The organism is Clostridium amazonense (genome assembly GCF_056431285.1).
In genome coordinates, this window is the sequence record NZ_JBWKMH010000010.1 from 40,325 (window position 1) to 56,625 (window position 16,301).

The following is a 16,301-nucleotide window of genomic DNA, read 5'->3' on the forward strand; positions in this document are numbered from 1 at the left end:
TAGCTTAGTCCCCATTTTATTATAAATATGTGTTTAAATATTGAAAAAATATTTTAAATTATGTTGTAATAAAATTTTATTTAAACTATTTGAAGTAATTGAATAAGTGAATAATCAAATAAACCATTTGATTAAACAGGGAACCCTTAATGCTATGTTAAATATTTAAGTTTATTTATATTTAATTATATTGTTAAGGGATTATTAAGATTTATTCAGTACAAATGGAGGGATATAAAAATGGAAGATAAAATTAATCCTATAAAAAGTAACCCTCAAACATTAGAGAATGATAGAATTGAAATAAAGAGTGAGAACTTGTTTTTTAAATATGATGCAAATGAAGAACATGAAGGTAAAGTTGCCATAGATGGAGTTGATATAACTATAAATAAAGGAGAATTTGTAGTTATACTAGGACATAATGGTTCTGGAAAATCAACATTTGCAAAACATATAAATGCATTATTAATTCCAACATCAGGAAAAATAACAGTAGGTGGATTAGATTCTTCTATAGAAGATAATTTATGGGAGATAAGAAAAAAGGCTGGAATGGTGTTTCAAAATCCAGATAACCAAATTGTTGCTACAATAGTTGAAGAAGATGTTGCTTTTGGTCCTGAAAATTTAGGAGTAGAACCATCAGAAATTAGACGAAGAGTAGATGATGCACTTAAAAAAGTAAATATGTATGATTATAAAAAACATGGTCCACATTTATTATCTGGAGGGCAAAAACAAAGAGTAGCTATAGCAGGTATATATGCTATGAGACCAGAGTGTATAGTTTTAGATGAACCTACAGCCATGTTAGACCCATTAGGAAGAAAAGAAGTAATTAATACTATAAAAGAATTAAATAAAGAATATGGAATAACAATAGTTCTTATAACGCACTACATGGAAGAAGCAATTGATGCTGATAAAATATATGTTATGGATTCAGGAAAAGTTATTATAAGTGGAGAACCTAGAAAAGTATTTAAGGAAGTTGAAACTATGAAAAAAATAGGATTAGATGTTCCTCAAATGACAGAGCTTGCTTATGAATTAAATAGAAAAGGGGTTAATATAGCAAAAGACATATTAACTATAGATGAGATGGTGAATGAATTATGTCAATTAAAATAGAAAATTTAACTCATATATATATGGCTAAATCACCTTTTGAAAAAATAGCTTTAGATAATGTTTCTTTAGAAATACAAGATGGTGAATTTTTAGCATTAATAGGTCATACAGGATCCGGAAAATCAACCTTGATTCAGCATATAAATGGTTTATTAAAACCAGCATCGGGGAAAATAATTATAGATGGTGCAGATATAACAGCTAGTAATGTAAAACTTACAGATATAAGAAAAAAAGTAGGTTTAGTATTTCAATATTCAGAGTATCAATTATTTGAAGAAACTATTGAAAAAGACATTGTATTTGGACCTAGAAATCTAGGGCTAAGTGAAGAAGAAATTACTAATAGAGTAAAAAGAGCTATGAATATAGTTGGATTAGATTATGAAGTATATAAGGATAAATCACCATTTGAATTAAGTGGTGGTCAAAAAAGAAGAGTGGCCATAGCAGGTGTTGTTGCTATGGAACCAAAGGTTTTAATTCTAGATGAACCGACTGCTGGATTAGATCCAAAAGGCAGAGACGATATATTAGGAAAAATAGAGTTACTACATAATGAATATAATATGACAATAATTTTAGTATCACACAGTATGGAAGACGTAGCAAAAGTAGCTAATAGAATAATAGTTATGGAGTCTGGAAAATGTATTTTAGATGGAGCTCCAAGTGTTGTTTTTAAAGAAGTAGAAACTTTAGAGAGAGTTGGTCTAGCAGTACCACAGGTTACTTATTTAATAAGGAAACTTAAAGATAAAGGATTTAATATATCAGAAGATGTATTTACATTAGAACAAGCTACAGAGCAGATACTGAAGGCGTTAAAGTCATAATAGTGTAATAGCTATTTATTTTTGGAGGATTTTTGTATGATCAAGGATATTACAATAGGTCAATATATAGTTGGGGACTCTTTTATACACAAACTTGATCCAAGAACAAAAATTTTAATATCTTTATTGTTCATAATTACCTTATTTTTAGTTAAAAATGTAACAGGTTATGTAGTAGTATTTATATTTTTAATGTCATGCATATATATATCAAAAGTTCCATTTAGATATATATACAAAGGCTTAAAACCAATTTTTATATTAATGTTAATAACAGCTGTATTTAATATATTCTTCACTAGAGGAGATGTATTATTATATCAAATAGGCTTTTTAAAGATATATAAAGAAGGTTTAGTACTTGCAGCATTTATGGTTGTAAGATTGACATTTTTAATTGCAGGAACTTCACTATTAACACTTACAACTTCACCAATAGAACTTACAGATGGAATTGAAAAATTGTTAAACCCTTTCAAAAAAATAGGGGTACCGGCTCATGAGCTTGCTATGATGATGACTATAGCATTAAGATTTATTCCAACACTTATGGATGAGACAGACAAGATTATGAAAGCACAAATGGCAAGAGGTGCTGATTTTGAAAGTGGAAATTTAATAAGTAGAGCTAAAAATTTAATTCCATTACTAGTGCCATTATTTATAAGCTCATTTAGAAGAGCAGAAGAACTTGCTATGGCAATGGAAGCAAGAGGTTATAGAGGTGGAGAAGGTAGAACACGTATGAAGGTATTACAAATGACTAATAAAGACACTATAGCATTTATTAGTTTTGTTGTTTTTGTAATATTAATATTTATAACTCGAATTTATTTTTAAAGGTGTTAAAGTTATGAAAAATATAAGACTAAGTTTAGAGTATGATGGCACCAACTACTTTGGATGGCAGAAACAAAAAAATAAAATCACAATCCAAGGTGTATTAGAAAATACTTTATTAGAAATAACAAAGGAAGAAATAGAGGTTATTGGTTGTAGTAGAACAGATAGTAGAGTTCACTCAAGAGGATATATCTGTAATTTTATAACTAATAGTTCAATACCAAGTGAAAAATTTAAAGAAGTATTAAATGTAAAGTTACCTAATGATATAGCGGTATTAAAATCAGAAGAAGTTCCAATGGAATTTCACTCAAGATATAATTGTGTAGGCAAGACATATAGTTATACCATACTTCAAAGAAGTATAAGAGCTGCTATAGATAGAAATATAGTGTATCATTGCAAATATTCTTTAGATGTAGAGAAAATGCAAGAGGCTTGCAAGTATTTCATAGGTAAGCATGATTTTTCAGCACTTAAAAACACTGGAAGTTCTGTAAAAACATCAGTTAGAACAATTAAGGATTTAAGAATTGAAAAAAATAATGATTACATAAAAATATTTGTAAGTGCTGATGGTTTTTTATATAATATGGTTAGAATAATAGTAGGAACTTTAATTGATGTAGGAACTAAAAAAATAGATCCTAAGGATATAGAGACTATTATTAACTCATTAGAGAGAAAAAATGCTGGTAAAACAGTACCACCACAGGGCTTGTGTCTTGAAAAAGTTTATTATTAAATAGCTATAATTTAGCATAAATGCTTGATTTAGGATAGACGTAATAATTTCTAAAATAATTGACACGCGTGGCAAATTGTATTATAATAATTTTGTTTGTTATATTAATATAAATTGTGTATAAGATCCACTAGCCCCGGGTCTTTAGCATATAATTGAAATTGTTAAAAATTCAGGGAGGGAAAGAAATGAAATCATACTTAGCAAAACCAAATGAAGTTCAAAAAAAATGGTATGTAGTAGACGTAGAAGGAATGCCATTAGGAAGAGCAGCTAGCCAAATAGCTTCAATATTAAGAGGAAAAAATAAACCAGAATTTACACCACATGTTGATACAGGAGATTACGTTGTAGTAATAAACGCAGAGAAAATTGTTTTAACAGGAAAGAAATTAGATCAAAAAATGTTAAGACATCACTCTTTATATCCAGGTGGATTAAAAGAAACTCCATATAGAGAAGCATTAGCTAAGAAACCAGAATTCGTATTTGAAGAAGCAGTAAGAAGAATGCTTCCAAGTGGAGTTCTAGGAAGAAAAATGCTTAAAAAATTAACTGTATACAGAGGAGCTGAGCACAAAAACCACGCTCAAAATCCAGAAGTATTAGAGTTAGTAAGAAAATAGTAGAGTGATCGGAAGGAGGAGTTAAAATGGCAAAGGTTCAATATTTTGGAACAGGAAGAAGAAAAAAATCAGTTGCAAGAGTAAGACTTGTACCAGGAGAAGGTAAAGTTATAATAAACAACAGAGATAGCGAAGTTTACTTTGGATTAGAAACTTTAAGAGTTATAGTTAATCAACCATTAGTATTAACTGGAACTAAAGAAAAATTCGACGTTTTAGTTAACGTTCACGGTGGTGGATACACTGGTCAAGCAGGAGCTATCAGACACGGAATATCAAGAGCTTTATTAAAAGCTGATGAAAACTTAAGACCAGAACTTAAAAAAGCTGGATTCTTAACAAGAGACCCAAGAATGAAAGAAAGAAAGAAATACGGTCTTAAAAAAGCAAGAAGAGCTTCTCAGTTCTCAAAAAGATAGTATTTCAACCAAAGTATTTACAAATACCGATATTGGAATACATACAGATGCATATGTCATTTACGACATATGCATCTTTTTTTATAAAAAAGTATAATTAAAGAACTTAAAGGCACTAGTAAAAAATGTTCAAATGGAAAAACATAAGGTGCTATGAAATGTTATTAAATTATTGTAGATAGATACTTTAGAATGTAGTTACAATTTAATCCACAGAGTGGCTAAAGTAGAAGCTTGATAAATTATATATGAAATGCACAAGTAAAAAGCTTTATAATATAAAGTTAAACTAAAATCATATATTCCAAATCTAGAGTAATATGCAGTCCCCCTAAAATTTAAGAACTAATATTAATTTGATGTATAAAAAAAATAATATAAAGCAACATAAATATATCGTAATATTAAAAGATGGGTTATGTTATTTTTATGTTAAGTTTAGTTAATATATATTAACATAATAAGTATTATATTGTATTATTTATAGGGAATTTATACAAACACATAATACATTGGAGGTATTTTATGGATGCATTCACCACTATAATTAGTTTGTTTGGAGGCTTAGGTTTATTTCTATATGGAATGACCATGATGGGAGATGGACTTGAAAACGTAGCTGGAGATAAACTAAAGAGTATATTTGACAAAATAACATCTAACCCACTTAAGGGCGTTATAACTGGAGCGTTAGTAACAGCAATAATACAAAGTAGTAGTGCAACAACAGTTATGGTAGTTGGTTTTGTTAATGCAGGACTTATGAATTTATATCAAGCCGCAGCAGTTATAATGGGTGCCAATATAGGTACAACAATAACAGCACAACTTATAGCTTTTAAAATGGACTTTTTATCACCACTATGCTTAGCAATTGGAGCAATGATAGTATTATTTTCTAAAAACAAAAAAACTAAGCAAGCAGGAAGCATAGTATTAGGTTTTGGTATATTATTTTTAGGATTGGACTTAATGAAAGATGCAATGTCTCCATTAGCTGATTCGCCAATATTTACAGAGTTAATTTTAAAATTACAAGGTAAATTATTATTAGGTATTTTACTTGGTGCAGTAATGACAGCCGTAATACAAAGTTCATCGGCATCAACAGGAATATTAGTTGCATTAGCAGCAACAGGTGCATTACCTTTAAATGTTGCTATACCAATATTATTAGGTAGCAATATAGGTACATGTGTAACAGCGCTTATATCAAGCATAGGAACATCTAAAACTGCTAAAAAGGCAGCATTAATACATTTACTATTTAATGTGATAGGTACAATTATTTTTATAGGATTTACAGGTCCATTAGCATCAATTGTACAAGATATAACACCAGGTAATGATGCAGAATCTATTAAGAGACAAATAGCCAACGCACATACTATATTTAATGTATTAAATACATTTATTTTAATTTGGTTCATAAAACCATTAGTATCATTAGTTAATAAATTAATACCTGGAGAAGATGAAAAAGAAGCAATGGGTGTTAAATACATAGATGAAAGATTATTAGAAACGCCAGTAATAGCGTTAGGTCAAACAACAAATGAACTTGTTAGAATGGCTAATAAAGCAAAAGAAAATGTAGAAATTGCTATGGATGCATTTATAAAAAATGATGAAGCAAAACTTAAAAAAGTATATGAAAATGAAAAACTTATAAATATATTAGAACATGATATAACTAAATACTTAGTAAAAATATCAAATACGGAAATTGGGGAAGAGCAAAAGAGTGTAGTTGCAGCAATGTTCCATGTTGTAAATGATATTGAACGTATTGGAGACCATGCTGAAAACATTGCAGATTTAGCTAGTGAAAAAATGGCTAAAAATGTTGACTTCTCAGATGATGGAGTAAAAGAGCTAAGAGGAATGTTTGATTACACAATGCATTCATTAGAAATTAGTATAGAATGTTTTAGAGAATATGATAAAGAAAAAGCAGCAGAAGTTCGTAGAATTGAAGATAGAATAGATAGTTTAGAAAAAGAACTTAGATCTTCACATATAAAGAGACTTAACACAGGAGTATGTAATGCAACTGTAGGTACTATATTCTTAGATGTAGTAAATAACTTTGAAAGAATAGGAGACCATGCTGTAAATATAGCAGAGATAATAACAGAAGCTCAATATAATTAGTATAGAAGGTGATACATTTTGTATCACCTTATTTTTTTAGTAATTTTTATAATAAATAATTAATATCTATGGTTAAGGGATAGAAAATTAAAATTAAATTTTAAATCCTATATATAAAATATATTGGGGGGATTAAACTTGAAAAAACAAAACAATCTTTTAACCATAGCATTAGCGACAATACTTATATGTTTTGCAGCAATACTCACTATTAACTTAAATTCATCAAAATTGACTATGGCATCAAATGATGAGGGTGGAGAGTCTAATACTAAAATAATATTAATAGATCCAGGACATGGAGGAATTGATGGAGGGGCCAGTGCAGCGGATGGAACAGTAGAAAAGAATATCAATTTAAATATTGCACTTGAATTAGCAAAATTATTAAAAGAAAATGGATTTAAAGTATTTTTAACAAGAGATGAAGATAGAGGACTTTATTCTGATAGTGGATCTGTAAAAGAAAAGAAAATACAAGATTTAAATGAACGTTGCAAATTAAAAAAAGATACAAATTGTGATTTATTTATAAGTATACACTTAAATAAATTTAGTGATGCTAGTTGTAAAGGCGCACAAGTTTGGTATTCCAAAAATAGTGAAAGTGAAGAAATAGCTAATATAATACAAAGTAATTTGGTAGCAGACTTGGATAGCAGCAATCATAGAAAACCTAAATTTGCAAAAGATATGTATAAAGTTCTAAGAACTAACGATGATATGCCAGGGGTAATAGTTGAATGTGGATTTTTGTCTAATAATCAAGATTTATCCAATTTGAAAAATGAAAGTTATCAAAAAAAAGTTGCAGACTCATTAAACAAATCTATAAAAAATTACTTTGAAGGGCACTAAAAATGTAAAAAAAAGTCATAAAAAAGGGTAAATATTAAGAAAAGTCAAAATAATTTAAATAAAACTCAAAATTCGACTACAAAATCTATGAAAGCTTAAGAGAATATTCAGTAAAAAGAATTAAAACTTGCTAAAGTTAAAAAATGGGTCAATTTTTTTTACAATTTTAAATAAATTTGTTATTGAATTGGACCTATCCATGTGTTATTATAACACTGTAAATGGATTGGTCCATTAATCCATTAAGCCTAGAGGAGGTATGTAAAAATATGAATATAACGATAGATAGAAAATGTGGTATACCTCTATATATTCAGGTGAAAAAGCAGATAATGGACTTGATTAAAGAAGGTAATCTCAAGGTAGGAACTAAAATGCCAACAGAAAGAGAACTTTCTCAAGAGCTAAATATAAGTAGAAATACTATAAGTACTGCTTATAATCAACTTGAAAATGTAGGAGTATTAAAGTCCATTCAAGGAAAAGGGACTTTTGTAGCAGAAGAAGTTACTTCATGGAAAGATCAAGAAGTAAAAAATAAACTTAAGAAATTTGTTGACTTAGCACTTGAAGAAGCTTTAGAAATTGGTGTTGAGGCTGAAGACTTTTTAGAGATAGTAATAGAAAGAGTTCAAGAAAAAAAAGAATTCATGTCAAAGATTACTGGAGCTTTTGTTGAATGTAATATAGAACAAGCCAAAATGTTTAGTAAGGAACTAACAAACAATAGTAATATGAATATAGTTCCATTAACAGTTTCTGATGTAGAAGAAATGAATGAAGAAACACTTAAAGTTATAGACAAAAGCGAAGTTATAATATCAGCCTTCAATCATGTAAATGAAGTTAAGAATGCAATGAAAGTTAGAGAAATAGAAAAAGAAGTATTTGGTGTTGCAACTAATCCTAAACTAGAATCAATAGTTAAAATAGCAAGACATCCATACGAGACAAGCTTTGCATTTATATGTATATCAGAGGAAATGATATTTAAAATGAAATCAGCACTAAGTGATGCTGGGCTAGGTGATTTAAAAGTAGATTATTTTAATGAACCAGATAGTGAGAAACTTAGCCAAATAGTATCAAAATATAATGTTCTAATTGTTACACCTGGAAGAAAAAAAGATGTTGAAAAGGTAAATAGTCAGAACAAAGAAATAATTGAGTTTTCTTATAAATTAGATGAAAGTTCCGTAAAGGCGCTTAAGTCAAAATTTATTGAAATAAAATATAAGCAAAATAAGTAATTAATATTTTAGGGAGGCTTTTAAAATGGAGAAAAAGACTTTAGTTCTTGGAGTTATAGGAGCAGATTGCCACGCTGTTGGTAATAAAATCTTAGACTATGCTTTAACAGAAGCGGGATTTAATGTTATAAACATAGGAGTTTTATCACCACAAGAAGATTTTATAAATGCTGCTGTAGAAACTAATGCAGACGTTATCATAGTATCTTCACTATATGGTCATGGTGAAATTGACTGTAGAGGATTAAGAGAAAAATGTGATGAAGCAGGATTAAAAGACGTACTACTTTATGTAGGTGGAAATATAGTTGTTGGAAAGCAAAACTGGGAAGATGTTTATAGTAGATTCCAAGCAATGGGATTTGATAGAATTTATCCACCAGGAACAAGCCTTGAAACAACAATTCATGATTTAAAAGAAGATTTAAAACTAGATTAGTAAAGTGGAGTGATTAAAGTGGATGCATACTTACTTTTGGACTTTGGTAGCACTTATACAAAACTAACAGCTGTAGATATTGAAAATGAAGAAATACTAGCAGCAGCAAAAGACATAACAACAATAGAAGATGACATAATGACAGGCTTCAATAATGCTTATGTAGAGCTAGAAAAACAGCTTGAGGGCAAGGATGTAAACTTTGTCAAAAAGATTGCTTGTTCTTCAGCAGCAGGTGGTTTAAAGATGGTTGCTTTGGGACTAGTTCCAGAGTTAACAGCAGAAGCAGCAAAGAGAGCAGCATTAGGAGCAGGCGCAAGAGTGTTAAAGGTTTACAGTTATGATATAAATAATGAAGAAGCAGAGGAAATAAAAAATTCTGATGCAGACATAATACTTTTAGCAGGTGGAACTAATGGTGGAAATAAAGAATGCATACTAAGCAATGCAAGAATGATTGTAGAACATAAGATTAATATTCCAATAGTAGTTGCAGGTAATAAAAGTGCAAATGATGAAATCAGAAAGTTATTTGAAGAGGCAGATTTATACTTTAGCGTAACAGAAAATGTTATGCCAGCATTAAATACTCTAAATGTTGAACCAGCTCGTGAAGAAATAAGAAAAGTATTCATGGAAAAGATAACTGATGCTAAAGGACTTTCAAATGCTGAAAACTTTGTAAATGGAATATTGATGCCAACTCCAGCAGCAGTACTTAAAGCAGCAAGAGTGTTAAGCGAAGGCAGTGATGAGGAAGAAGGAATTGGAGATTTAATAGTTGTTGATATTGGCGGAGCTACAACAGATGTTCACTCAATAGCAGATGGAGAACCAACTAAGGCTGGTGTAAACATGAGAGGTCTTGAAGAACCTTTTGCTAAGAGAACAGTTGAAGGAGACTTAGGAATGAGATATTCCGCGGTTTCACTTTGGGAAGCTTGTGGCACAAGAAAATTAAGACACTATTTAAATGATGAAGATAGAAAAATAAACATAGAAGAATGTTGTCAATATAGATACTCACATATAAAAATGGTACCGGAAACTGAGGAAGAAATAAAATTTGATGAAGCTATGGCAAAAGTAGCAACAGAACTATCATTGGAAAGACATGCAGGACATATAGAAAATGTCTACACACCTATGGGAGTTGTATTCAACCAAATAGGAAAAGATTTAATGAAAGTTAAGTATATGATAGGAACTGGTGGAGTTTTAGTTCATAGTAAAAACCCAGGTGCAATATTGAATGCAGGAACGTTCAGTAAAGATGATCCTACATCATTAAGACCTGAAAATCCAAATTGCTTATTGGATAAAAGCTATATATTATCAGCAATGGGGTTATTAGCACAAGATCATCCAGATAAAGCAGTAAGAATTATGAAAAAATACTTAGTAAATGTGTAATTATCAGGAGGTAATTTAAAGTGGAACTGAAAAATAAAAGATTGACTGAAGAAGAATTTTTCAAAATTAGAGAAGAAGTTTTAGGACAATGGCCTACAGGAAAAGAAGTAGATTTACAAGATGGTATAGATTATAACAAAAAAATTCCAGATCACAAAAACTTTGCAAAAAAACTTGTAAAAGCTAAAGAATCAGGAATAACATTAGCACAACCAAGAGCAGGTGTTGCTTTAATAGATAAACACATAGAATTATTACAATTTCTTCAAGATGTAGGTGGAGCAGATTTACTACCATCAACAATTGATAGTTATACTAGACAAAACAGATATGATGAGTGTGAAGTTGGTATAAAAGAAAGTATAAAAGCTGGAAGATCACTACTAAACGGATTCCCAGGGGTTAACCACGGAATAAAAGGATGTAGAGAAGTATTTGAATCTGTTAATTTACCAATAGAATCAAGACACGGAACTCCAGATGGAAGATTACTTGCTGAAATTACACATGCATCAGGATGGACATCAAACGAAGGTGGTGGTATATCTTACAATATACCATACGCAAAAAGTGTTACATTAGAAAAAACAATAACAGATTGGCAATACTGTGATAGATTAGTTGGATTCTATGAAGAAAACGGAATATCTATAAACAGAGAACCATATGGTCCATTAACTGGAACATTAGTACCACCAAGTATGTCAAACGTAGTAGCTATAATAGAAGCATTACTTGCAGCTGAGCAAGGAGTTAAAAATATAACTGTAGGATACGGACAATGCGGAAACATGGTTCAAGACGTTGCAGCTATAAGATCATTAGAAGAACAATGTAATGAATACTTAAGAGCTAACGGATACAATGATGTTTATGTAACAACTGTATTCCACCAATGGATGGGAGGATTCCCAGCTGACGAAGCTAAAGCTTATGGAGTTATATCTACAGGATCAGCAGCAGCAGCATTAGCAGGAGCTACAAAAGTTATAGTAAAAACTACACACGAAGCAATAGGTATACCAACAAAAGAAGCAAATGCTCAAGGTATAAAAACAACTAAAATGACTTTAAACCTATTAGAAGGTCAAAGAATGCCAATGTCTAAAGAATTAGCTGAAGAAATACAAATAATAAAAGCTGAAACTAAATGTATGTTAGACAAAGTATATGAAGTTGGTAACGGAGATTTAGCAGTAGGAACTGTTAAAGCATTCGAAATGGGAATACTTGATATACCATTCGCACCAAGTAAATACAATGCTGGTAAAATGATGCCTGCAAGAGATAACAATGGTGCAGTTAGATACTTAAAATTAGGAAACATTCCATTCACTAATGATTTAGTAGAGTACAACTACAAAAAACTTCAAGAAAGAGCTAAATTTGAAGGAAGAGAAATCGGATTCCAAATGACAGTTGATGATATATTCGCAGTTGGAAAAGGTAAATTAGTAGGAAGACCAGAATAATATAAAATTTAAATATATATTAAGTAGTATAAAATAAAGCAAAATAAATAAAAAAGCAAAAAAATCAAGATTAATTAATTTGTTAGTAGTATTAAAATAAAAATATAAGCAAACTTAAAGAAAGCAAGGTGTTTTTAATTATGAAAATTATTGACGTAGTATGTTCAGCTGGAAGAACAGGTTTTTACTTTGATGACCAAAGAGCTATTAAAAAAGGTGCAGGACACGATGGATTTACTTATGTAGGAGATCCAGTAACAGATGGATTTACTTCTGTAAGACAAGCAGGAGAATCTATATCAGTAATGTTAGTTTTAGAGGATGGTCAAGTAGCTTGTGGAGATTGTGCTGCAGTTCAATATTCAGGAGCAGGTGGAAGAGATCCATTATTCTTAGCTAAAGACTTTATACCAGTTATAGAAAAAGAAATCGCTCCAAAATTAATAGGAAGAGAATTAACTAACTTCAAAGAGTTAGCTGAAGAATTCGATCATATGACAGTTAACGGAAAAAGATTACATACTGCTATAAGATACGGAGTAACTCAAGCAATACTTGATGGTGTAGCTAAAGCTAAAAAATTAACTATGGCAGAAGTTGTAAGAGATGAATACAACACTGGAGTAGAAATAAAAAGAATTCCTATATTCACTCAATCAGGTGATGATAGATATGACAACTCTGACAAAATGATAATCAAAGGTGCAGACGTAATGCCTCACGCTCTAATCAACCACGTTGAAGATAAATTAGGAGCAAAAGGTGAAAAATTACTTGCATATGTTAAATGGTTAAGCGACAGAGTATTAAAATTAAGAACATCTGAAGACTATAACCCAGTATTCCATATCGACGTTTATGGAACAATTGGAGTAGCTTTCAACTATGATACAAAAGCTATGGCTGACTACATTGCAACTTTAGAAGAAGCTGCAAAACCTTTCAAATTAAGAATTGAAGGACCAATGGATGTTGAACATAGAGAAAGACAAATGGAAGCTTTAAGAGATTTAACAGCTGAACTTGATAACAGAGGAATCAAAGTAGAACTAGTTGCAGATGAATGGTGTAATACTTTTGATGATGTTAAATTCTTTGCTGATAACAAATCAGGACATATGTTACAAATAAAAACTCCAGACCTTGGTGGAGTAAACAACATCATTGATTCTATACTATACTGCAAAAAAATGGGTGTAGGTGCATACTGTGGAGGAACTTGTAACGAAACAAACAGATCTGCAGAAATATGTACTAACATAGCAATCGCTTGTGGAGCAGACCAATGTCTTGCAAAACCAGGAATGGGTGTTGACGAAGGATACATGATCGTTAACAACGAAATGAACAGAGTAATTGCATTAGTTAATAGAAGAAATAAATAATATAAAATATATTCAAGGTAAAAGGCGGTTTATACAAACTGCCTTTTCGCCTATGAAAATTGAGAAAAATATATAATTTATATAACAAGCTGCCAATTTGGGAGGAATTTTTTATGAAAGAAATCAATGTATCAGAAATAGTAAAAAGTGTTAAAGAATCTTGTATAAATGCTAACTATTACTTAGGTGAAGATGTAAAAAATGCATTAATACAATCAAGAGATAATGAAGATTGGGATATTGCAAAAGGAATATTAGATAAAATAATAACTAATGTTGATATAGCAAAAAATGAAAAAATGCCAATGTGCCAAGATACAGGAATGGCATGTGTATTTGTAGAACTTGGACAAGAAGTTCACATTGTAGGCGGAAGCTTAGAAGATGCTATAAATGAAGGTGTTAGACAAGGATATACTGAAGGATATTTAAGAAAATCAGTTGTTAAAGATCCACTAGATAGAGTTAACACTAAAGATAATACACCAGCAGTAATATATTACAATATAGTACCTGGAGATAAATTAAAGATAACTGTAGCACCAAAAGGATTTGGATCAGAAAACATGAGCCAAATAAAAATGTTAAAACCATCTGATGGATTACAAGGTGTTAAGGATTTCATAATTAAAGTTGTTAAAGAAGCAGGTCCAAACCCATGTCCACCAATCGTTGTTGGAGTTGGAATCGGTGGAACTTTTGATAGATCTGCAAACTTAGCTAAAAAAGCATTAATAAGACCATTTGATGAAAGAAATTCAAATCCTTTCTATGCAGAGCTTGAAAATGAATTATTAGAAACAATAAACAGTTTAGGAATTGGACCACAAGGATTTGGTGGAAAAACTACTGCACTTGCTGTAAACATTGAAACATATGCAACACACATAGCAGGACTTCCAGTTGCTGTTAATATAAACTGTCATGCTACAAGACATGCTGAAGTAGAGCTTTAATAGGGGGTATTAGTAATGGAAAAAAGAATAACTATGCCATTAACTGAAGAAAAAGTTAAAGATTTAAAAGCAGGAGATAGTGTATTACTTTCAGGAGTAATCTACACAGGAAGAGATGCTGCACATAAAAGATTTGTTGAACTTTTAGAAAAAGGCGAAAAATTACCTATAGATGTTAAAGATAGTTTAATTTATTATGTTGGACCTACACCAGCAAAACCAGGAATGGCTATAGGATCAGCTGGTCCAACAACAAGTTATAGAATGGATGCTTACACACCAGCACTTTTAGATCAAGGATTAAAAGGAATGGTAGGAAAAGGATTACGTTCAAAAGAAGTTATAGAATCAATGAAAAAAAATAAAGCTGTATATTTTGCAGCAATAGGTGGAGCTGCAGCTCTTATGGCTAAATGTGTAAAAAAAGCTGAAATAGTAACTTACGAAGATTTAGGTGCAGAAGCAGTTAGAAGACTAGAAGTTGAAGATTTACCACTAGTAGTTGTTATAGATAGTGAAGGAAATAATCTTTACGAAATGGGAAAAGAGGCATACTTAAATAGCCGTAAATAATTTGAGGTGAATATTATGGAAATAAAAAAAGTTGCAAAAGCAGGTACTTTAGAATCTAATGATATATATATAATGCTTATGCCAAAAGATGGCGAAGGTATAGAATTAGAACTTGAAAGTATAGTAATGAAACAATTTGGTGATCAAATAGAAAAAACTATTTTAGAAACTTTAAAAGAGCTAGGAGTAACTAGTGTATTAGTGAAAGCACAAGACAAAGGTGCATTAGATTATACTATAAAAGCTAGAGTAGAAACAGCTGTAAAAAGAGCTCAATAATAGAGGTGAATAAAATGAAAAAATTAAGAAGAACTATGCTTTTTATGCCTGGAAATAACCCAGGAATGCTTCAAACAGCAGGAATTTTAGGAGCAGACTCAATAATATTAGATTTAGAGGACGCTGTTTCACTAACTGAAAAAGATAGTGCTAGAATACTAGTAAGAGAAGCAATTAAAAATGTAAGTTATGACAATGTTGAAGTAGTTGTTAGAATTAACCCACTTACAACAGAGTTTTCAAATGAAGATATAGATGTTATAGCAAGAGTAAAACCAGATACAATAATGGTTCCAAAAGCTACAGAAGAAGAATTAGAAGAAGTAGATAGAAGACTTACTAAAATTGAAGAAGAAGAAGGATTTGAAGTAGGATCTATAAAATTATTCCCAATAGCAGAAAGTGCTTATGGTGTAGAAAACATATATTCAATAATAAAATCATCAAAAAGAGTTGTTGGAGTTCTTTTAGGTGGAGAAGATTACACTTCAGATATGGGAATAAAAAGAACAAAAGTTGGAGAAGAAATATTCTATGCTAGAAACAGAGTTGCAATAGCTTGTAAGGCAGCTGGTGTTGATGCAATAGATACTCCATTTACTGACACAAATGATTTAGAAGGATTAATAGTTGATACTAACAAAGCTAAATCATTAGGAATGACAGGTAAAGCATCTATAAACCCAAGACAAATAGATGGAATTCATTCAGTATATGCTCCAACTGCAGCTGAAATAAGACATGCAGAGAGAGTTTTAGAAGCTATGGAAGAAGCTTATAGCGAAGGAAAAGGAGTTTTCTCACTAGACGGAAAAATGGTAGATGCTCCAGTTATAAACAGAGCTAAAACAACAGTAGAATTAGCTAAAATGTTAGGATTGCTTTAAGGCATATTTGATAAGTAAAATTAAAGGTAATT

17 protein-coding genes are annotated in these 16,301 nt (G+C 30.6%); all 17 read left to right on the forward strand.

The window, feature by feature from the left end:
* Positions 1-240 precede the first annotated feature (240 nt).
* Positions 241-1,134: an energy-coupling factor transporter ATPase gene (locus AC07E4_RS04645; protein WP_478215823.1), complete on the forward strand. Its 894-nt coding sequence runs from the start codon at positions 241-243 to the stop codon at positions 1,132-1,134.
* Positions 1,119-1,970 (forward strand): energy-coupling factor transporter ATPase, encoded by an 852-nt coding sequence (locus AC07E4_RS04650; protein WP_478215824.1) that lies wholly within the window; start codon positions 1,119-1,121, stop codon positions 1,968-1,970. The genes AC07E4_RS04645 and AC07E4_RS04650 overlap by 16 nt, the downstream gene beginning before the upstream one ends.
* A 36-nt stretch (positions 1,971-2,006) precedes the next feature.
* Positions 2,007-2,810, forward strand: a complete 804-nt coding sequence (locus AC07E4_RS04655; RefSeq protein ID WP_040327552.1) for an energy-coupling factor transporter transmembrane component T family protein — start codon at positions 2,007-2,009, stop codon at positions 2,808-2,810.
* Between the two features lie 13 nt (positions 2,811-2,823).
* On the forward strand, positions 2,824-3,558 hold the full coding sequence (truA, locus tag AC07E4_RS04660) for a tRNA pseudouridine(38-40) synthase TruA (protein ID WP_040327554.1): 735 nt from the start codon (positions 2,824-2,826) through the stop codon (positions 3,556-3,558).
* Between the two features lie 188 nt (positions 3,559-3,746).
* The gene (gene rplM / locus AC07E4_RS04665; RefSeq protein ID WP_040327555.1) at positions 3,747-4,184 is read left to right on the forward strand and encodes a 50S ribosomal protein L13; all 438 of its coding nucleotides are present in this window, start codon (positions 3,747-3,749) and stop codon (positions 4,182-4,184) included.
* Positions 4,185-4,210: 26 nt separating this feature from the next.
* Positions 4,211-4,603: a 30S ribosomal protein S9 gene (gene rpsI / locus AC07E4_RS04670; protein ID WP_040327556.1), complete on the forward strand. Its 393-nt coding sequence runs from the start codon at positions 4,211-4,213 to the stop codon at positions 4,601-4,603.
* A gap of 525 nt (positions 4,604-5,128) precedes the next feature.
* Positions 5,129-6,757 carry a Na/Pi cotransporter family protein gene (locus tag AC07E4_RS04675; RefSeq protein WP_478215825.1) on the forward strand — a complete coding sequence of 543 codons (1,629 nt, stop codon included), beginning with the start codon at positions 5,129-5,131 and terminating at the stop codon, positions 6,755-6,757.
* A gap of 138 nt (positions 6,758-6,895) precedes the next feature.
* Positions 6,896-7,615: an N-acetylmuramoyl-L-alanine amidase CwlD gene (cwlD, locus tag AC07E4_RS04680; RefSeq protein ID WP_040327559.1), complete on the forward strand. Its 720-nt coding sequence runs from the start codon at positions 6,896-6,898 to the stop codon at positions 7,613-7,615.
* Positions 7,616-7,884: 269 nt separating this feature from the next.
* Complete coding sequence (locus AC07E4_RS04685) at positions 7,885-8,865, forward strand: GntR family transcriptional regulator (protein ID WP_040327560.1); 981 nt, start codon at positions 7,885-7,887, stop codon at positions 8,863-8,865.
* Between the two features lie 25 nt (positions 8,866-8,890).
* Entirely contained in the window at positions 8,891-9,304 is a 414-nt protein-coding gene (gene glmS / locus AC07E4_RS04690; protein ID WP_040327561.1) for a methylaspartate mutase subunit S, read from the forward strand.
* A gap of 18 nt (positions 9,305-9,322) precedes the next feature.
* Positions 9,323-10,717, forward strand: a complete 1,395-nt coding sequence (gene glmL / locus AC07E4_RS04695; RefSeq protein WP_478215826.1) for a methylaspartate mutase accessory protein GlmL — start codon at positions 9,323-9,325, stop codon at positions 10,715-10,717.
* Positions 10,718-10,737: 20 nt separating this feature from the next.
* Positions 10,738-12,189, forward strand: a complete 1,452-nt coding sequence (locus AC07E4_RS04700; protein WP_040327565.1) for a methylaspartate mutase subunit E — start codon at positions 10,738-10,740, stop codon at positions 12,187-12,189.
* A 140-nt stretch (positions 12,190-12,329) separates the two neighbouring features.
* Positions 12,330-13,574: a methylaspartate ammonia-lyase gene (locus AC07E4_RS04705; protein WP_040327566.1), complete on the forward strand. Its 1,245-nt coding sequence runs from the start codon at positions 12,330-12,332 to the stop codon at positions 13,572-13,574.
* A gap of 113 nt (positions 13,575-13,687) precedes the next feature.
* The gene (locus AC07E4_RS04710) at positions 13,688-14,530 is read left to right on the forward strand and encodes a fumarate hydratase (RefSeq protein WP_040327568.1); all 843 of its coding nucleotides are present in this window, start codon (positions 13,688-13,690) and stop codon (positions 14,528-14,530) included.
* Positions 14,531-14,545: 15 nt separating this feature from the next.
* Positions 14,546-15,103, forward strand: coding sequence for a Fe-S-containing hydro-lyase (locus AC07E4_RS04715; RefSeq protein WP_040327569.1), 558 nt, complete (start codon positions 14,546-14,548; stop codon positions 15,101-15,103).
* A gap of 15 nt (positions 15,104-15,118) precedes the next feature.
* The gene (gene citD, locus AC07E4_RS04720) at positions 15,119-15,382 is read left to right on the forward strand and encodes a citrate lyase acyl carrier protein (RefSeq protein ID WP_040327571.1); all 264 of its coding nucleotides are present in this window, start codon (positions 15,119-15,121) and stop codon (positions 15,380-15,382) included.
* Between the two features lie 14 nt (positions 15,383-15,396).
* On the forward strand, positions 15,397-16,269 hold the full coding sequence (locus AC07E4_RS04725; protein ID WP_040327573.1) for an HpcH/HpaI aldolase/citrate lyase family protein: 873 nt from the start codon (positions 15,397-15,399) through the stop codon (positions 16,267-16,269).
* Positions 16,270-16,301: the final 32 nt, after the last annotated feature.